This is a genomic window from Colwellia sp. MB3u-8 (genome assembly GCF_014076985.1).
Lineage (GTDB): Bacteria > Pseudomonadota > Gammaproteobacteria > Enterobacterales > Alteromonadaceae > Cognaticolwellia.
In genome coordinates this window covers 25,909-41,386 of the sequence record NZ_JACGVA010000062.1, presented here as the reverse complement: position 1 = coordinate 41,386, position 15,478 = coordinate 25,909, and the positions used below count along the sequence as shown (strand labels likewise).

Sequence of the window (15,478 nt, the reverse complement as noted above, 5' to 3'; positions counted from 1 at the left end):
TACTTTTTAGCTGGCTACGCTAGCTAAAATATTAATAGTGTTGAAAAAGGGGAGACATATGTCTGCCCTTTTTTGTGCCTGTAAGTAAATTTATGTCAGTAATAAAGCAATATAAACAACTTGTTGAGCATGAAACACTTAACCTCGATGTTGAACAATACAAAGCCGCCCTCGCTTTGGATAAACTTTCGCAAAAATTAACATCTGCCCAAGCTCAAACACCAGTACTTGCCGTCATAAAAAACTTATTTACCAAGAATGAACCCATTCAGGGGATCTATTTTCATGGCCGAGTTGGTCGTGGAAAAACTATGTTGATGGACTTATTTTATCAACAACTTAATTTAACACGCAAAAGACGTATTCACTTTCATCATTTTATGGAAAGTGTGCATCAGCTGTTGAATGACTTTAGTGGTAAAGATAATCCGCTGGCATTGATTGCAAAAACTTGGTCTGAAGAAGTTGATGTGCTTTGTTTTGATGAGTTCTTTGTTAATGATATTGCGGATGCCATGCTATTGGCGGGCTTACTAGAAGCTATGCTATCGCAGGGTATTATCCTAGTGGCAACGTCAAATTGCCCACCCGATCAGTTATACAAAAATGGCCTACAACGCGCTAGATTTCTACCGACTATTGATATTATTCACCAGTATTGCCAGGTTATCTCTATTGATGGACCAAAAGATCATCGAATGTTAGACACTAATATAGCCACACTTAACTATCGAGACTTTTATATTGGCACTGAAACTGAGAGTAATTTCTTAACTCAGCACTTTGCAGCACTCGCTAAAAGCAATATTCGCTATAATGACAGTATTATTATTCATGGCAGGGCCGTTAAGTTTTTAGCTTGTACTGCAGATATCATTTGGTTTGATTTTATGGCACTTTGCTCAACCCCAAGAAGCCAAAGAGATTATATTAAGTTAGCAGATAACTATGACACTGTGCTGATCAGTAATGTGCCACAATTTAATGGCGCATTAATTCCTGCTGTTTTCTCCGGTGTTGAAGACGGTTACCAACGAAGTGGTGTGCTTATGGGGCAACTTAGAGGTCTCGATGATGAAGCGCGACGTTTTATCGCACTAGTCGATGAATTCTACGACAGAGGTGTGCGCTTAATTATTGCCGCTGAGGTCGATATTGCCGAGCTTTATCAGGGCACTCAACTTAACTTTGAATTTGCCCGCTGTAGATCAAGACTGTTTGAAATGCAGCGTCTAAGTTACGCCTAGACTGATTTTTTCTGCTGAGTTTAAAGCCTGTTAAATTAACCAAAAAATTATTTTTTTCACTAAATTATAGTTCATTATCTTTTTATTAAAATAAAGACTTTCTTCTTATTAATTGATATTAAACAAGTTTTAATGTTGGCATCAGTCTTGTAAACAATAGCGTTAACAGGTGGTTTTCTCACACGACTATCGCTCTAGAAACTTAATTTTTAAAGGAAGATTAATATGAAAACATTGATTGCTACCGCTCTCATTATGGCAAGCTCAGCAAGTTATGGACACGATAATTCTTTTTCTAGTGAATCATGTAATCTTGACTTAAATGGCGGCATTAATATCAATGCTCAAGAAATTACTTTTTCAAAAGATAAAACGCCATTGTATAGCATCACTGAAAATGACACTTTGCTGATAAACGGCGAAAATATTGCTTTAACAGCTCACCAAGAGTCTTTATTACGCGATTATTCAACTCATATACGCAATCTTGTACCAGAAGTGAGAAGCATCGCCTTAGATGCTATTGATTTAGCCATTGATGGTGTTAATTTAGCCTTTAACGAATTATTAGGTGAAGGAAACCAGGCTAGCGCTGAGTTAACTAGCCAATTAACCACCATTCGTGGTGAAGTTGATGCTGAATTTACTCAACATGAAAATTTCTATATTGACGAAGAGGGCTTCTCCGGAAAAGATTTTTTTGATGAAAATTTTGAGCAAAGAATTGAATCAGCCGTAGAAAGTACGATTAAAAACGCTTTAGGCAGTTTAATGATTGCGGTTGGTCAAGAAATGCTGTTTTCAGGTGGAGATATGGACGCTTTTGAAAGCAAAATGGAGAATTTTGGCGAGCTAATAGAGCATGAAATGAAAACGCGTAGTGCAGGGCTAGAAAAACGCGGTGAAGCTTTATGTCGATCCATTATAGTAATAGATAAAATGGAAGAGCAATTGAAAGAAAGTATCGACGAAATTGCCAACTTTGATTTGATCACCGCTAGCGCAAAACACAGCATAGCGAATGCTAAACTCATGTAACCTCTAAAATTAGTCAACTTGTGGATATAAAGTGCTGCTCAATTTGAGCTGCGCTTTTTTATTGCCAATATCCTACATGCACGTTAAAGTAGCGGCCTTAATAGTCCTGATATATCCTTTATGCACGCTGTACAGCAACTTCATCAATATCGTAAAAGCCTAAGTACCACCACCTATAAATCACGAGGCCAGCGAGTTATTCGTTGTGACTTATGTCGATTAGCAAAACCATTTTGTATTTGTGACTTGTCGCCTAAGGTAAGTTCTCAGGCTGGATTTTTGTTGTTGATGTATGACACTGAGGTTTTAAAACCGAGTAATACCGGTAAGTTAATTGCTGATTTGATCCCTGACAGCTTTGCATTTCTTTGGTCAAGAACCCAAGTAAACCCAGAGATTATTACCTTGTTAAACGATCCTATGTGGCAACCCATGATCGTTTTTCCTAAAGCATATGTCGGCGAAGAACGTGAAATTTTTGATAATAAAATCACGGTTACATCCGGTAAAAGACCCTTATTTATTATGCTAGATGGCTGTTGGCGAGAAGCTAAAAAAATGTTTCGCCGCAGTCCTTATTTGCAACATCTACCGGTAGTGTCATTTACACCAAAAACACCTGAAAACTCAACAGAGTTAAGTTCTCGTTATCAAATTCGCTTGGCGGCCAATAATACTGAATTAGCGACCGCTGAAGTTGCCGCCCAGGTTTTGTCTTTAGTAGGAGAGCAAACCAATGCGGATTTACTTGACCTCTGGTTTGATGTTTTTAGTTATCAATACCAGCGTGGTGTTTGCCAAGTCAATAAAGCGAATCCCAATGCGGTCTCAGATTACACTGAATTTGCTCAGCTTAATGGCATCACTTTGGCAAAAGATGTATAACTACTTTTAAAAGCTTAACTTTAAATGCATGAAAACACTGCAGCTAAAGCAAAACTATTTTATAATAATGCACATTATAGTAACGAGGTTAATTTATGAAGATATGTGGTGTTGAGTTAAAAGGTAACGATGCAATTATTTGTATCATGTCGCGGGAAAATGGGTTGTACGACATACCAAATACGCGCGTACAAAAAATTAGTCTTGTTGACGCAGGCGATGCTGAGCAAGTACAAGAGTTTCAGTTTGCTTTTGCCAAACTGATGGAAGACTACAAAGTTGAAAAAGTGGTGATTAAAGGCCGTGGTTTAAAAGGCAAATTTGCTGGCGGACCGGTTGGTTTTAAATTAGAAGCAGCGATTCAACTTATTAAAGATTTACCGGTTGAAATACTGCCAAGTAGTTTTATCAAAAAGGCACTAACTCGTAGCCAAGTGGATATTGATTTTCGTGATACGGGTTTAAAACAGTATCAAGAAGGTGCTTTTGAAACTGTTTTTGGCTTTTTTGAAGGCAGCTTGTATTTGCAATAATACCAAGTGCAATCATGTTTAGTTAGTTGATAAGTTGAGTAAATAAAAAGGGTCGCTAACTAGCGACCCTTTTTTGTTTACTCAGTAAATGCTGTACTTATACCAATCTCACTAATTATCTGATCATTTTTACTGGTTAAAATAACCAACTACTTCGTTATTTATTTAATAATTAGCACAACTAGTTATTAAAATAAATGCCTTATATTTGGCCATTTTTCCTGCGCATAAAGTAGACCACCTCATTAATGAAATTGGTATTAGTGAAGTTACTTACTGATTAAACCACTATGTTCATGTAAAAGCTCTACGGCTGGTTCTTTACTGGTTAAACCACGACGTTCAAGTAAAGGCTCTACAGTTGGGTCTTTACCTCTGAAACGACGGTACATGATTGTTGGGTCGTCTGTTCCACCACTTTCTAGTACGTGCTTGCGATATAATTCAGCCGTTTCTTGATCGAATATGCCATTTTCTTTAAAGGCTAACCAAGTGTCAGCGTCATAGATATTTGACCAGATATAACCGTAATAACCTGCTGAATAACCACCGGCGAAGATATGTGAATAATAACCTGTTTTATATCTTGGCGCGATTTGTTCAATTAAACCAATTTCTTTTAAAACATTTTTTTCAAAACTATTAGCATCTTGTATCTCAGCTGTTTCTAATGAATGCCAGCTCATATCAAGTAATGCGGCGGCTAAATATTCAGTGGTACCAAAACCCTGATTAAACTTGCCTGAAGCTTGAATTTTTTCCACAAGGGCTTGAGGGATCACTTCACCTGTTTGGTAGTGTTTAGCAAAATTTGCTAATACTTCTGGCTCTGTCATCCAGTTTTCCATAACCTGTGAAGGGTATTCAACATAATCTCTTGGTAGTGCGGTACCGGTTTGAGAGCGGTAATAACCATCAGATAATAAACCTTGAATCGCATGACCAAATTCATGGAATAAAGTCGATGCTTGATCAAAGGTTAATAGCGTTGGCTTATCACCAATGGGGCGAGGGTAATTTAATACATTGTAAATAATAGGTGTGACTTCTTCACCATTCATACGATATTGCTTACGGAAACTGCTCATCCAAGCACCGCCACGTTTGCTTTCTCGTACGTAGTGATCTGTCATGTAGACACCCACATAGCTGCCGTCACGATCATGCACTTCAAAGGTACGCACTTCTGGGTGGTATTTAGGTAAATCATCACGCTCTTTAAAGGTAACACCCCAAAGTTTTTCTGCCGTAAAGAAAACCCCTTGTAGCGTTGCTTCTAATGAGAAGTAAGGTTTGGTTTCTGCGGCGTCAATATCAAAGCGTTGTTTACGGATTTTTTCAGCGTAGTACCACCAATCCCATGCCGCCACTGTAAAGTTATCACCTTGTGCATCAATCATTTTTTGGATATCAGCGGTTTCTTCTTTCGCACGTTCTAATGCGGCAGGCCAAACTTTATTTAATAATTCAAAAACATTTTCAGGGGTTTTTGCAGTAGCATCTTCAAGGACAAAATGGGCATGTGTTTTATAACCTAATAACTGCGCCTTTTGATAACGCAGGCTAGCGATTTCACTAGCAATGCCTTGGTTATTATTGGCGTTGTCGTTATTACCACGCAGGGTATATCCTTTATAGATGGTTTCACGTAGTTCACGGTTGTTTGAATAGGTTAGAAATGGATTTTTACTTGGGCGATGGGTGGTAAATACCCACTTGCCTTCGTGGCCACGCGCTGTTGCGGTTTCGCTAGCGGCAGCAATAATATCAGCAGGTAAACCATCAAGATCGGCTTTATTATCAATGACCATTTCAAAGTTGTTAGTTTCTGCTAGTAGATTTTCACCAAAACTTAAACTTAAACCACTTAACCTTTCATTTAAGTCACGTAAGGTTAACTTGTCAACATCGTTAAGGTTTGCACCACCTCGAACAAAGCTCTTATAAGTTGTTTCTAGTAGACGCTTTTGATCTGTACGTAAATCAAATATTATTTGATTATCATAAACTTCTTTTACCCGTACAAATAAAGTATGGTTCAGCGCTATGTCGTCAGCCAAGGCTGATAGTTTAGGTGACATTTCTTTGGCAATGGCGCGCATTTCTTCATCTGTCATTGAGCCGATTAAACCGTAGAAGGTGCGACTTACTTTAGTTAAAAAATCGCCTGACTTTTCCATCGCAACAATAGTATTTTCAAATGTTGGCAGCGATTTATCTTTTGTAATAGCCTCTATTTCAAGATTTTTCTTTGCAATGCCATGATTAAATGCCGGTAAGTAATCACTCTTTTTAATTTTATCAAAGGGTGGAATACCATGCGGTGTGGTGTATTCAGAAAAAAATGGATTGTTTGCCGTATTTTCTGCTTGCTCAATTTTCACAACTTCAGGGGGCGTTGTGTTTGGCTGACAACCGGCTAATGCGATTGCAATGGCCAATGGTGCGAGATAACGAGTTTTCATTAAATGACCTTTTAAGTTTATACCCAGAGGGCTGATAAGGTTTATTCAGAGCGATAACATGGTATGAGTCATTTTATATCACAATGAAGCTAGTATCGATTCTATGTTGCACTCGCCATAGGTACAAGGCCATGATAGAAAAACTCGATGAGTGGTGGGTTATTGGCGGTCAAATATACTTTTAGGGCTTAATTTAAAAAGCCTAAATGCTCTACTAAATAATTAAGCCGCAAATAAAGTGATTTTAGAGCGTTTTCATTACGAAGTCATCAAGCTTGTCTGATATAAATAAAGCCGATTTGGCGTTAGCTAAAGGGAGATGCTATAAGATAAAAATAGTAAATTATTTCTAGTGTTAACGATTTTTACTTTGACTAACAAGCCAAAGTAAAAACGAAAGTATCAAAGAAAGTGTATGATTAAGTTGAGTTAATGGCTCATTTAACTATTTCTTGAATCGCAAGTTCAAGCCGTGGGTCTGAGGTGTCAGAGCTGGTATATTTAAATATCACTTGCTTGTGCTTGTTAATGAAAAAAGTTGTTGGTGTGCCGTTTACGTCATAAAGTATGGCCACTTCATCGCCATTAACGGCAGTAGGAAAGCTATAGCCTCGAGCAGCTAACTCATCTTGTGGTAGTGCGCCGTCCTCTTCATTAAAGCTAATAGCAACAAGCTTAACACCTTGCTGTTGATATTTTTTTGCAAGCTCAACTAGTTTTGGCTGTAGTACTTTGCAATAGGGACACCAAGTAGCCCAAAAATGTAAAATAGTCGCTTTTCCGTCAAATTGCGCGGAAGAAATAGTGTCACCAGACTGTGTTTTAAGTTGCCAAACCGGTGCTTGTGGCGCAACAGTGGTTTCTTCAGCATTGGCATTTAGGGTAAAAAATAGCAATGCGATCAAAGTGCTCGTGAGTCGTTTTTTGCTTAAAGTTAGTAAATAAATCAAACCAGATACTCATTAAGTGATTAGTTATTTAAATTGACCACACAAACCAGCATCTCGTTTCAAAAAAGTTTATTTATTTTTCTTATTGAGGTTAATCAGGCTAGTTAACCTTATCCTTATCTTTATCTTGGGCTAATGCATGTTCAGCCAAAATCATATCTGCTGCTTTTGCCGCAATCATCATGGTTGGCGCGTTGGTGTTGCCACTAATTAGCGTTGGCATAATTGACGCGTCAACGACTCGCAGTTGCTTAATGCCTCTGACCTTTAGTTGTTCGTCAACTACCGACAACTCATCTTGGCCCATTTTACAGGTACCGACAGGGTGGTAAATAGTATTACACTTCTCTTTTAGAAACTGGTGAATGCCTTGATCTGTAGTGCAATCTTCACTTGGGTATATATGTTTAATATGTGTGAGAGATAATGGCGATGTTGATAATATTTTTCTAGCAATTTTCACGCCTTTTACCATGGTATCAATATCATCTTGATGATCTAACATATTCATGTGAATACGTGGATGCTGAGCAATTTTATTGCTGTTAAGTGTCACTGTACCTCGGCTTTTTGGCCTAAGCAGGCATACATGCAAGGATATGCCGTAGGTAAATAGCAGTTTAAGATTTCTGCCGTGATCGTCCATGGCGGCGGGCACAAAGTGCAGTTGTAAATCGGGTTCATCCAAGGTTGGATCTGATTTGATAAAACCACCGGCTTCGGCAATAACCGTGGTCAACAGGCCGGTACGTTTAGTGATGAATTTTAATGTTTCTTTTGCGCCCCACCAAATTGACTTAGGACGAAGCGCCATTACTTGGCTTACATTATGTTGGGCGACGTTGAGAACATCGACATGATCCTGCAAATTTTTACCTACACCATCGAGTGCTTGTACAAGCTCAATATCATGTTTTGCTAATTCTGCCTTAGGTCCGACACCAGAAAGCATTAAGATTTGTGGCGAGTTGATTGCACCGGCACTGAGGATAACTTCGTGGTTCGCCATGATCTGCTGAACTTTGCCGTGATGTTTATACCTAACACCTGTAGCAATACCATCATTAATGACTACTTTTTCGACTTGTGTTTGGGTAATAACCGTTAAATTTTTACGGTGCAAATTGGGCGTTAAAAAGGCTTTTGCGGCACTGTGTCTTAAGCCATTTTTTTGGGTGACTTGATAGTAGCCAATGCCTTCTTGTGACGCGCCATTAAAATCATGATTTTCAGGATAACCTGCCGCTATGGCTGATTGCATGAAGTTTTCATTAATAGCGGGTTTAGAGACTGAATCGGCAACATTAAGTGCACCGTTAATACCATGAAAATCATCCGGCCCACGTTCTTGATGTTCAAGGGCTTTAAAGTAGGGCAGAACGTCATTAAAGCTCCAGCCTGGGTTACCTAAACTGTGCCAATGGTCATAATCATTTTGTTGTCCTCTAACATAGAGCATGGCGTTAATTGAGCTACTGCCACCTAGGGTTTTACCTCGTGGTGTAAAAATTTCTCGATTATTCAGGGTTTTTTCTTGATCAGAGTTAAATTGCCAATTTAAGCTGCGATTTTGTAACAGGGCAATAATGCCGATGGGCAGATGGATCAACCAGTTCTTATCGGCTTTACCTGCCTCTAATAGGCAAACACTATGTTCGCCACTGGCTGATAATTTATCAGCTAATACGCAACCCGCTGAACCACCCCCAATTATTACAAAATCAAATGTCTTCACACGGCTACCTTAAAAGTTGCTTTTATTATTTCTAAACACATCGGACCACTATGATATAAAATAATTATTTATTCAACTATTTTGCTTAAGCGCTATTTTTGTCTCTCATCATTAATCTAGATTTGTATGAAATGGCTATAACCCAAGAATGGGCTTAATTTACAATATAAGCACTCACACATTACTTGTCGTTTAACTGAGTTAAGTCAGTTGAAATCTAAAAATAAAGCGTTGCAATCAGTGAACAAAAATACTGTCATTGGGTGAGCTATCATTATGAATGAGCATATATTGGCTGTTGGTCGCTATCGTCACATATCAATCTCTATCATGGGGGATAATATTATGAATGAAATCACTTTTAGCGTTTTTCAAGCCAGTACTATCTGATCCCGTTTCATGTTATTACGCTATCGTTTACCTAAGGGAGAAGCTGTATGTCATCTGACTCACAATATCGACATCAAGCATTGGAAGAGAATGTGGTATTTCATGTGCACGAAGTGACCAAAGTGTATCAGATGGGTGAAGTGCAGGTGCGAGCTTTACGCGGTGTTGATATCGATCTGCATCGAGGAGAATTTACCGTATTGTTGGGGGCCTCGGGCAGTGGCAAATCAACCCTACTTAATATTCTGGGTGGTCTGGATACTCCCACAGAAGGCCATGTGTTTTACGGTGAGCGTGATCTTACACGAGCCACTGAAAGAGAGCTAACAGAGTATCGACGTTTTCATGTCGGTTTTGTTTTTCAGTTTTATAATTTAATTCCCAGCCTGACGGCCCGTGAAAATGTTGCTGTAGTCACAGAAATTGCTAAGTCGCCGATGAAGCCAGAAGAGGCATTAAAACTGGTTGGTCTAGAGAGTCGGCTTGATCATTTTCCTGCCCAGCTTTCCGGCGGTGAGCAACAGCGCGTTGCCATTGCACGTGCTATTGCCAAAAATCCTGATGTCTTGTTATGTGACGAGCCCACAGGCGCGTTAGATTCTAAAACCGGTATTGTGGTGCTGCAGGCTTTACAACGAGTTAATCAGGCGTTAGGGACAACCACTGTGGTCATTACCCACAATGCCGGCATTGCTCAGATGGCTGATCGCGTTATCCATTTAACTGACGGCTTAATCAGTAAGGTCTATAAAAATGAAACTCGATTAAGACCTGATGAGTTGACGTGGTGATCTCGATATGAAAGCTATCGATATAAAACTATGGCGCGAACTTTGGGCTATGCGGATGCAAGCCCTAGCAATTATTATGGTAATTGTTGGTGGAGTGAGCATTTTTATTATGTCATTAAGCACACTCGACTCCTTGTTTGAAACCCGTGAAAATTATTACCGCAATCACCATTTTTCCGATGTGTTTGCTTCGCTAAAGCGTGCGCCCTTATCACTGGTAAAACGTATTCAGGAAATTCCTGGTGTTGATAAGGTTGAAACTCGGGTGCTGGCTTATGTGAATCTTGATGTAGAAGATTTTAAGGATCCGGTCAGTGGTCATTTACTGTCATTAAATGCTAATAGTGCCGGTCTTTTAAATCAGATTTACTTACGTAAAGGGCGTTTACTTGAGGCCGGTCGTGATAATGAAGTGTTACTCAGTGAAGAGTTTGCCCGTGCCCATGATTTACAACCCGGTGATAAACTAGCAGCAACAATAAATGGTCGGCGAAAAGTGCTGGATGTAGTCGGGCATGTGCTATCACCTGAGTATATTTACCAGATTGCGCCTGGTGCAATGTTTCCTGATTATTATCGATACGGTGTTTTATGGATGGCCCGTAAGCCATTGGCAAGTGCCTATGATATGGACGGGGCATTTAACGATGTCACGCTTACCCTGAGTAAAGAGGGTAATGAACAAGATGTCATAGACCGGCTTGATGAATTGTTAAAACCCTATGGCGGCATAGGCGCATACGCGCGCAAAGACCAGTTGTCTAATCGTTTTTTGACTGAGGAGCTTAAACAACAAAAAACCATAGCCACCATATTTCCGATGATTTTTTTGGGCGTAGCAGCATTTCTTTTAAATGTCGTCGCGAGTCGACTGATCAGTTTACAGCGTGAACAGATTGCTGGACTTAAGGCCTTCGGTTATAGCAACTTTGCTGTTGGCTTGCATTACACAAAATTGATATTAATGATCACCGCTATTGGCATTATTGCAGGAATAGGTTTTGGTATCTGGATGGGCAAGGGCATGAGTAATATTTACATGACCTTCTATAGCCTACCATTTATGATTTATGTACTAAAAGCCGAGGTTATTATTGCTGCGGTTTTAATTAGTATGGGCGTTGCTATGGTTGGCACTCTGTATGCGGTATCTAGTGCAGCCCGTTTACCACCGGCACAGGCAATGCGTCCCGAACCCCCGGCAATGTATCATACAACCCTGATTGAAAAGCTGGGCTTACAGCGCTGGTTTTCACAACCTACGCGCATGATTTTTCGTCACATTGAGCGCCGGCCCTTAAAATCATTAATGACTATATTGGGTATTAGCATGGCCTGCGGCACTATGATGGTTGGCGGTTTTCAAGAGGGGGCTATTAAGCACATGGTCGAGGTGCAGTTTGGTATGAGTCAGCGCAGCGACCTAACAGCAATATTTACCGAGCCAACATCTCAGCGTTCACTTTATTCATTGCAGAGTTTACGGGGTGTAGAGCATGTTGAAGGTTTTCGAGTCGTTACGGCAAAATTGCGCTTTGAACATCGCTCGTATAGAACTTCTGTGCAAGGAATAGCGCCTGATGGCAGTCTGATGCGTTTGCTTGATACGCGCCTGAAAGTGATTAATTTACCGCCTGAGGGCATCATACTCACCGATTACCTAGCAAAAATAATGCATATGAAGGTCGGCGATATGCTGACCATAGAAGTGCTGGAAGGTGATCGTCCTGTGGTGCAAGTACCCGTGGTTGGTCTGGCGAAAGAGTATCTGGGTCTAAATGGTTATATGCAGTTAAACTCATTAAATCGCCTGCTAAATGAAGGCCATGTTATTTCCGCTGCTTGGTTAAAAGTTGATAGGTTACATCAGTCTGATGTTTACGCAGAGCTTAAAGGTGCGCCACGCATAGCCGGCGTAGTTGAGCAGGAATCGGCGATTAAATCTTTTTACGAAACGATGGATGAAACGATTTTATTTTTTACTTATATCACCACTTTGTTAGGTGGAAGCATAGCATTTGGTGTGGTTTACAACAGTATGCGCATTGCACTATCTGAGCGAAACCGAGAACTGGCCAGTTTGCGCGTGTTGGGATTTCATCGCTCAGAGGTTGCTTATATTCTTCTGGGTGAAATGGCCGTGTTAACACTCATCGCTATTCCGCTGGGAATCATGATTGGTTATGGTTTGTGTGCATACCTTGCGTTTCAGTTTGATTCTGACTTATATCGTATTCCGCTGGTGCTTGGTTTGAAAGTTTATGCTTTTGCTGCACTGGTGGTGATTGGCTCCTCTGTCATGTCTGCATTGATGATTTGGCGTAATCTGGCACACCTAGATATGGTGGCCGTACTTAAAACTAAGGAGTAAACAGATGCTTGCTCTGTTAAAAAAACATCCATTGATATACTTTATTGTTGCCTTAATCACAGGATTATTGATTTGGGGTTTCTGGCCACAGCCAATTATGGTTGAAGGCATAGCAGCAAGGTATGCACCAATGACGGTAAGCATTGAAGAGGAGGGCCGTACCCGGTTGATTGATCGTTACCTGATATTAGCCTCTGTTGATGGCGTGACCTGTCGTCAACAATTAAAGGTGGGTGATACGGTTAAGCAAGGGCAGGTATTGTTAGGGATTACGCCATTACAATCACAGGTGCTAGATCCGCGCAGCCGTGCCCAAGCTCAGGCTCAAGTAGCAGCCGCAAAATCGGCTTTACATGCTGCACAAGAACAGGCAAATGCAGCATCTGCGTCGGCACAATTAGCCAGTAATGAATTAACACGGCTGCAATCATTAATGGCACAAGCTTTGATTTCACGTGAAGCCTTTGATAAGGCCCAAACGCAGGCACAAACGACGGCAGCGTCTAAACGTTCAGCCAATTTTAGTGTTGAAGTGGCTAAATATGAACTGGAAGCTGCGGGCACTGCTCTACAATATTCAGCTGCCGCTAACAGTGGAGAGCCGGCAGAGCGAGTAAATGTTCGATCGCCGATAGATGGAAAAATTCTTAAAGTTGTTCGTGAATGTGAAGGACCAGTGCGTACTGGTGAGCCATTGCTAGAAGTAGGCAACCCATCTGCTCTAGAAATAGAGGTGGATGTACTTTCCGCTGATGCGGTGAAAATAAAACCTGGTATGAAGGTTTTGTTTGAGCGCTGGGGCGGTGATAAACCATTAGAGGGACAGGTTCGAATAGTCGAACCGGTTGGTTTTACCAAAGCGTCAGCACTTGGGGTTGAAGAACAACGCGTGCTGATTATTTCTGATTTTATTTCTGAGGCCCAACTTTGGAATCGACTGGGAGATGGATATCGAGTTGAGGCAAATTTTATTTTATGGCAGCAGGAAAATGTACTGCAAATACCGGCAAGCAGCTTATTTAGATATAAGGGTGGCTGGGCTGTATTTGTTATTGAGCGTGATCTGGCCGTAAGACGGGAAGTTAAAGTCGGTCAGCGTAACGGTTTGATTGCCCAGATTCTTGAGGGGGTAAATGAGGGTGAACGGGTTATCAATCATCCGAGTGATGAAGTGGACGATAGTAAGCGTGTAAAAGTACGCTCATTTGAATAACACAACAAGTGTGTTTCCAGCCACAGTTTCTAGCCCTTCTAATAAGACTAAATAACGGCCAAAAAAAGGCTAAACCAATGTTTAGCCTTATCGATCGCTATTAAATCAAGCTAACTTCACTTGATTTAACTTGATTTAACTTGATTTAATTTAGCCCAAGCACTTTTTTACCTTGTTTAAAGGTGATGTCGACAGGGATTTTTGCCGCTTCTAAACTGGCTAGATCTTTCGCTAATTTAGGGTTAATGACACCGCTTTTGGCAACTAATTTATCAACGCCATCATAATCACCGTTGCCTTGTAGCATTAAAATAAGCTCAGATAGTGAATCAATAGCTAGGGTCATTTTGTCTACATTAACGCTATATAAGCCTTGTTCATCACGAGAGAAGGCATCATGTTCAGCAAAGTAGTTAAAGCGCACCATATTGGCTTTACCGTGGGCTGAACTAGCACCAAAGCGCACCGAGCGAAATATGCCCGTTAAGAATGTCGTGTAGTAGTCTTCTAGGGTACCTTCACTAATAACATTTTTAGCCAGTAGTTGACGTATCATATAAAGGCCTAGGACATCGGCTTTGCCTTCTTCTAAAGCTGAGGCATGTTCTTTTAATGACTGGCGGACACTACCTTTGTCATTAATGGTGTTTTTAATACCTAATCCGTGTGCCACTTCATGAAACATAGTGTTGGCAAAAAAGGCGGTAAAGGTGACGTTTTTTCGCTGCTCTGGCACAATTAATGTCTCTGCAATAGGGGTCATGATGGCGTCAAACTTTGCCCGCATGGCATTTTTTAACTGCAAACGACGTGTACCTTTTTCCAGTTGTACTTGTTCGTCATTGGGCAAGTTAATCGCTATCGTTTTACCGCCAGCATTTGAATGGCCGGCATAATAAATAACATCATAGGCATTTAAGTCGGCATCAGAGCCAGGGATTTCGGCTTTATACTCTTGGCTAACAGGTAGGCCTAGTTGTAATTCAGGTAAAAAATCAGCGTATTTTGAAAGCTTTTCACTCCACGACATATCTTTGATCAGTACGTAAGATTCAAAGGCGGCACGATAACCAAAAAGTTGATCTTCATAGGTTTCAATTGGACCTATAACAATATCAATGGGGTTGTTTTTCATGTCCATCCAAGCAAGGTCAGATGCCTGGAAATCATCATTACGTAATGCTGTGGCGCGTATATTAAGGTAATTAGCGAATTCTTTATTATCGGCAAAGGTCGCAGCTTTTTCTAAAATAACAGCAATACGATTAATTTCGTCACTGTAGGCTTCTGAAAAGGCAATAGTGTTTAATTCACCATTTTCGTTTCTTATGACCAGCGAGTACAAACCATTTTTGTCATCAAAAGTGGCTTTTTCAAATTCGGCTTTGCTCATGTCGGCGGGATAGAACTGAGCACCAGGGCTTTTTTCTGCACTATCAGTTAAAAAAGCTTTGTCACCATTTAATCGATCCCAAGGACCATAATTAATACGAGCAAACTCTCTGACTTTATCGTCATTTATTGAAGCTAAAAAGCTAGTTTTATCTTGACCAAAAGCTTGTTGCCAAAATAGATCATCGATAATGTCTGAGGCTTCGATCAGTAAAGACAACATTTTTTTCTGGTTCGTGGATAGGTGCGATAAGTCAGCACTTAAGGTCACTGTTTTATAAATATCTAAACGGTCTTGATATGCAGGTAACAAGCTAACACTTGCCAGCGGTGTTACTGTTTTGTTGTCACCACAAGCGGTTAATGTGCCAGCAATGATCAGCATAGAAGCGAGTTTTGAAAGTTTCATGTAAGGTTTCTCTTGGTAAATACCGTCTAGAGACTACCAAAATAGATGATAAGCGCAAG

General features: G+C 40.4%; 11 protein-coding genes. 7 read left to right on the top strand and 4 right to left on the bottom strand.

What is annotated here, in order from left to right; all coding sequences use genetic code 11:
• The first annotated feature begins 92 nt into the window (after nucleotides 1–92).
• From zapE to H4J54_RS09175, 4 genes are all read left to right on the top strand, one after another.
• Nucleotides 93–1,247 (top strand): cell division protein ZapE, encoded by a 1,155-nt coding sequence (gene zapE / locus H4J54_RS09190; RefSeq protein WP_182190588.1) that lies wholly within the window; start codon nucleotides 93–95, stop codon nucleotides 1,245–1,247.
• Nucleotides 1,248–1,472: 225 nt separating this feature from the next.
• Complete coding sequence (locus tag H4J54_RS09185) at nucleotides 1,473–2,285, top strand: DUF2884 family protein (protein WP_182190587.1); 813 nt, start codon at nucleotides 1,473–1,475, stop codon at nucleotides 2,283–2,285.
• Between the two features lie 120 nt (nucleotides 2,286–2,405).
• Nucleotides 2,406–3,170, top strand: coding sequence for a tRNA-uridine aminocarboxypropyltransferase (locus H4J54_RS09180; RefSeq protein WP_182190586.1), 765 nt, complete (start codon nucleotides 2,406–2,408; stop codon nucleotides 3,168–3,170).
• A 95-nt stretch (nucleotides 3,171–3,265) separates the two neighbouring features.
• Complete coding sequence (locus H4J54_RS09175) at nucleotides 3,266–3,703, top strand: DUF3010 family protein (RefSeq protein WP_182190585.1); 438 nt, start codon at nucleotides 3,266–3,268, stop codon at nucleotides 3,701–3,703.
• 269 nt (nucleotides 3,704–3,972) lie between these two features.
• Here H4J54_RS09175 and H4J54_RS09170 read toward each other — a convergent pair whose 3' ends face one another.
• The 3 genes from H4J54_RS09170 to H4J54_RS09160 form a co-directional block, all read right to left on the bottom strand.
• Nucleotides 3,973–6,168 carry a M3 family metallopeptidase gene (locus H4J54_RS09170; protein WP_182190584.1) on the bottom strand — a complete coding sequence of 732 codons (2,196 nt, stop codon included), beginning with the start codon at nucleotides 6,166–6,168 and terminating at the stop codon, nucleotides 3,973–3,975.
• Between the two features lie 437 nt (nucleotides 6,169–6,605).
• Nucleotides 6,606–7,073 (bottom strand): TlpA disulfide reductase family protein, encoded by a 468-nt coding sequence (locus H4J54_RS09165; protein WP_182190583.1) that lies wholly within the window; start codon nucleotides 7,071–7,073, stop codon nucleotides 6,606–6,608.
• Nucleotides 7,074–7,218: 145 nt separating this feature from the next.
• A complete protein-coding gene (locus H4J54_RS09160; RefSeq protein ID WP_182190582.1) occupies nucleotides 7,219–8,853 on the bottom strand; it encodes a GMC family oxidoreductase in 1,635 nt (544 codons plus the stop codon).
• 437 nt (nucleotides 8,854–9,290) lie between these two features.
• Here H4J54_RS09160 and H4J54_RS09155 point away from each other — a divergent pair, with 437 nt between their 5' ends.
• Genes H4J54_RS09155 through H4J54_RS09145 form a run of 3 tightly spaced genes read left to right on the top strand, consistent with a single transcriptional unit; the run spans nucleotide 9,291 to nucleotide 13,618 of the window.
• Complete coding sequence (locus H4J54_RS09155; protein WP_182190581.1) at nucleotides 9,291–10,034, top strand: ABC transporter ATP-binding protein; 744 nt, start codon at nucleotides 9,291–9,293, stop codon at nucleotides 10,032–10,034.
• Between the two features lie 7 nt (nucleotides 10,035–10,041).
• Nucleotides 10,042–12,405, top strand: coding sequence for an ABC transporter permease (locus tag H4J54_RS09150; protein ID WP_182190580.1), 2,364 nt, complete (start codon nucleotides 10,042–10,044; stop codon nucleotides 12,403–12,405).
• Between the two features lie 4 nt (nucleotides 12,406–12,409).
• Nucleotides 12,410–13,618: an efflux RND transporter periplasmic adaptor subunit gene (locus tag H4J54_RS09145; protein ID WP_182190579.1), complete on the top strand. Its 1,209-nt coding sequence runs from the start codon at nucleotides 12,410–12,412 to the stop codon at nucleotides 13,616–13,618.
• 145 nt (nucleotides 13,619–13,763) lie between these two features.
• On the opposite strand, the gene H4J54_RS09140 is transcribed toward H4J54_RS09145, so the two are convergent.
• Nucleotides 13,764–15,419: a dipeptidyl-peptidase 3 family protein gene (locus tag H4J54_RS09140; protein WP_182190578.1), complete on the bottom strand. Its 1,656-nt coding sequence runs from the start codon at nucleotides 15,417–15,419 to the stop codon at nucleotides 13,764–13,766.
• Nucleotides 15,420–15,478 lie beyond the last annotated feature (59 nt).

Excerpts from the sequence above, each read along its gene's own strand:
- zapE (WP_182190588.1), top strand. The coding sequence starts at position 93 with ATGTCAGTAATAAAGCAATATAAACAACTTGTTGAGCATGAAACACTT.
- H4J54_RS09185 (WP_182190587.1), top strand. The coding sequence starts at position 1,473 with ATGAAAACATTGATTGCTACCGCTCTCATTATGGCAAGCTCAGCAAGT.
- H4J54_RS09180 (WP_182190586.1), top strand. The coding sequence starts at position 2,406 with ATGCACGCTGTACAGCAACTTCATCAATATCGTAAAAGCCTAAGTACC.
- H4J54_RS09175 (WP_182190585.1), top strand. The coding sequence starts at position 3,266 with ATGAAGATATGTGGTGTTGAGTTAAAAGGTAACGATGCAATTATTTGT.
- H4J54_RS09170 (WP_182190584.1), bottom strand. The coding sequence starts at position 6,168 with ATGAAAACTCGTTATCTCGCACCATTGGCCATTGCAATCGCATTAGCC.
- H4J54_RS09155 (WP_182190581.1), top strand. The coding sequence starts at position 9,291 with ATGTCATCTGACTCACAATATCGACATCAAGCATTGGAAGAGAATGTG.
- H4J54_RS09150 (WP_182190580.1), top strand. The coding sequence starts at position 10,042 with ATGAAAGCTATCGATATAAAACTATGGCGCGAACTTTGGGCTATGCGG.
- H4J54_RS09145 (WP_182190579.1), top strand. The coding sequence starts at position 12,410 with ATGCTTGCTCTGTTAAAAAAACATCCATTGATATACTTTATTGTTGCC.
- H4J54_RS09140 (WP_182190578.1), bottom strand. The coding sequence starts at position 15,419 with ATGAAACTTTCAAAACTCGCTTCTATGCTGATCATTGCTGGCACATTA.